Source organism: Methanobrevibacter sp., from assembly GCF_045577275.1.
Taxonomy (GTDB): Archaea; Methanobacteriota; Methanobacteria; order Methanobacteriales; family Methanobacteriaceae; genus Methanobrevibacter.
Genome location: NZ_JAZNIB010000265.1, coordinates 1 through 2,337 on the forward strand (window position 1 = coordinate 1; position 2,337 = coordinate 2,337).

The 2,337-nt window shown below is 31.3% G+C and carries 3 protein-coding genes; all 3 read right to left on the reverse strand.

What is annotated here, in order from left to right:
- On the reverse strand, nucleotides 1-311 hold a 311-nt coding region (locus tag ACKI67_RS07810), incomplete at its 3' end, for a methyltransferase (RefSeq protein ID WP_407462931.1).
- 31 nt (nucleotides 312-342) lie between these two features.
- Nucleotides 343-900 (reverse strand): UbiX family flavin prenyltransferase, encoded by a 558-nt coding sequence (locus ACKI67_RS07815; RefSeq protein WP_407462932.1) that lies wholly within the window; start codon nucleotides 898-900, stop codon nucleotides 343-345.
- 60 nt (nucleotides 901-960) lie between these two features.
- Entirely contained in the window at nucleotides 961-2,181 is a 1,221-nt protein-coding gene (locus ACKI67_RS07820) for an HD domain-containing protein (protein ID WP_407462933.1), read from the reverse strand.
- Nucleotides 2,182-2,337: the final 156 nt, after the last annotated feature.

Genomic DNA, 2,337 nt, shown 5'->3' on the forward strand with positions numbered 1-2,337 from the left:
GCAATATCAAAATTATCTATTTTTTCTAATGCAGACAGTTCATCCTCATTGATTAATTCAACTTTGTCAATATTTCCATGCTTTTTAATATTCTCTTGGCTTATTGTAATTGCCTGTTGGCTTTCATCAATTGCATATACCTTTTGAGCACGATTTGAAAATTCTGTAGATATTTCTCCAACACCACAATTAATGTCTAAAAGAATATCTGTGTCTTTAACGTCAGATTTATAAATGAGAACGGATCTAACTTCCTCTTTTAAAAATCCTGAGATGTCGCAAGTTGTTAAAAAATCAAAGTCATTAATCATATTTTCAACTCAAAAAGAATTATTATTGTATTTATTGAGGTTTTTCCCATCTTTTAAACATTTCATTTTCTATTTTCAGTACATCCAATACCTTTCCTACAATGAAATCTGTAATGTCATTTATGTTTTCAGGATTATGGTAAAATGCAGGCATTGCAGGTAGGATTATGCCTCCTTCCTTGGATACTCTAAGCATGTTTTCAAGATGAACATCTCTTAAAGGTGTTTCCCTTGGCACTAAAACAAGTTCTCTTCTTTCCTTTAATGCAACATCCGCTACACGTGTGATGGAATTGGATGCATATCCATTAGCTATTGCTGATAATGTTTTCATTGAACAAGGGATAATGACCAATGAATCAAATTTAAATGATCCGCTGTTTACAGATGAATCGATTTCACTAGCCTCAAAATAATGGTCTGCCAATGATTTGATTTCTTCCAAATCATCATTCAACTCATAATTGATTACTATTTTGGCAGGTTCACTGATTAATAATCCTGTTTCTATATTTAGTTCTTTAAGTGCCTTGAGCAATTCCACTCCATAGATTACTCCGCTTGCACCTGTAATAGCTATAAGAATCATTTTTTATCTCCAATTTATAATTTCTCAATTAATAATTTCTCAATTTATATATTCTTCAATTTATAATAATTTTGATTGTTCAAAGTGTATAGTATCAAATTTATTTACCCTTTCTGGTAAATCAATATAATTATCCAATTTAAATCTGCTGAGTTTTTCCTTATCTTCTTTAGGAACATAAAGGCATATGTCTGCTGAATTGAACCTTGCACTGCTTAAAGCCCCTACAATGCTTGAAATCTCATTTAGATGATATAAGTTTTCTCCAAATGAAACCCATGTCTTCATTTCATCAAATCTAGGATATTCCGGAAGACTTAAGATAACGTAATTCCTATCCAATCCAAAGTCTTCACTGATTTCCTCTTCAGCTTTGGTCAATGTGTCTTTTTCAATTTTAAATATTTTTTCAGGATTTTCAAATCCATTTACAGGTTCTGATTTGGCTACTTTTAACAGATTTCTGTTGTCGATACGTTCCATAATGTCTCTTGAAAATCCTTCAGAGCTTCTGCACATGCTAATCATGTCTGAATCATCATATTTATACATTTCATTAGGATTCAAGATGTCCTGACTGATCATATGTCTTAGGCATCTTCTAAACATTGCGTTGATAATTCTTGTAGTGTGGTGTTGATAAACACTAGGATACATTAGATAACGAGCAGTTAAAGCAGCTTCTGCAGCTTGAACTCCTTTGATGTCTAAAATAAGTTCTCTTTTTAATTTTAAATTGCTTATAATCCTTTCAGTATCAATTACACCATAAGCCACACCAGTATAATGAGAATCTCTAATGAGGTAATCCATACGATCCATATCCAATTCTCCAGAGATTATCGGACCTAATTTGCCTTCACCGTTAATGATGTCAATGATGTCTTTGGTGTCAAATTTTTCAGAAAGCTTATCAGCCAGACTTGTTTCCTTAACGACATATGCAGTTAACTGTTCATGAGGAACATCAAATACAGCTTCTGAAACATGTGAAAATGGGCCATGTCCTGCATCATGCAATAAACCTGCCATTCTAACCAATTCTTTTTCATATTCTTCCAATTCCAATTGTTCAGCGAGTTTGGATGCAAGATGCATTGTTCCTATGGAATGTTCAAATCTGGAATGATTAGCTCCCGGATAGATTAATGATATGAATCCTAATTGCTTTACTCTTCTTAATCTTTGGAGCTGTGGATAATCTAAAACTTCTACTTCAAATTCATTTAGCGGTAAGTTTCCATGAATACTGTCTCTTATGAATTTCTGACTTGACATAATAACACATTCTATAATGATACTTATGATTTTATAAAAATAATCTATTTCTTCTTAATTTTCATTTGTTCTTTATTCAAATTTTTCAATTTTAAAATATTCAATAATTATCTAATAATATGTTTTAAATACTTATTAAATAAAGTTTTCTAAAATTTA

Coding starts and splice junctions, on each gene's coding strand:
- ACKI67_RS07815 (WP_407462932.1), bottom strand. CDS start 900: ATGATTCTTATAGCTATTACAGGTGCAAGCGGAGTAATCTATGGAGTG.